The sequence below is a fragment of the Sphingobium sp. CECT 9361 genome (assembly GCF_918741285.1).
GTDB lineage: Bacteria > Pseudomonadota > Alphaproteobacteria > Sphingomonadales > Sphingomonadaceae > Sphingobium.
Window position 1 is genome coordinate 1 of sequence record NZ_CAKKNC010000076.1, and the last position, 880, is coordinate 880.

The window sequence follows — 880 nt, forward strand, 5'->3', positions numbered from 1 at the left end:
GGCTCTGTTGCAAAGATTGGCGGCAGTCAGAGGTAGGCTGTCGCTCTGCGCCGATCAGGCGGCTGCTGCGAAATGGTGGTTGAGCATGCCCATGGCCTCCGTCAGCGCCGAGGGCCCAATGCCAAAAGCTCTCTCCACAAGGCGCACCTCGCCCCTGATGCCGGGCTGCAGGCACCAGGGGCGAGCCTGTCCTTTGCGCAGGGCTCGCATGACTTCGAATCCCTTGATCGTGGCATAGGCCGTGGGGATCGATTTGAAACCGCGCACCGGCTTGATCAGTATCTTGAGCTTTCCGTGATCGGCCTCGATCACGTTATTGAGATACTTCACCTGCCGGTGGGCCGTCTCCCGGTCCAGCTTTCCTTCGCGCTTCAATTCGGTGATCGCTGCACCATAGCTCGGCGCTTTGTCGGTATTGAGCGTGGCAGGCTTTTCCCAGTGCTTCAGGCCTCGCAGGGCCTTGCCCAGGAACCGCTTCGCTGCCTTGGCGCTGCGGGTCGGCGACAGGTAGAAATCGATCGTGTCGCCCCGCTTGTCGACTGCCCGGTACAGGTAGGTCCACTTGCCCCGCACCTTGACGTAGGTTTCATCCAGGCGCCAGCTCGGATCAAAGCCACGCCGCCAGAACCAGCGCAGCCGCTTCTCCATCTCCGGGGCGTAGCACTGGACCCAGCGATAGATCGTCGTATGGTCGACCGAAATGCCGCGTTCCGCCAGCATTTCCTCAAGGTCGCGATAGCTGATCGGATAGCGACAATACCAGCGCACCGCCCACAGGATCACATCACCCTGGAAATGGCGCCACTTGAAATCCGTCATCGTTCCGTCCGTCCAATCTCCGCCAAGCATGCTCAAGCTTCACGATTTTTGCAACAGAGCC

At 60.6% G+C, this 880-nt stretch carries 1 protein-coding gene; it reads right to left on the reverse strand.

All coding sequences use genetic code 11. The annotated features are described in order from the left end of the window. Positions 1–54: 54 nt before the first annotated feature. Positions 55–819 (reverse strand): IS6-like element IS6100 family transposase, encoded by a 765-nt coding sequence (locus LQ220_RS24815; protein ID WP_001389365.1) that lies wholly within the window; start codon positions 817–819, stop codon positions 55–57. Positions 820–880: the final 61 nt, after the last annotated feature.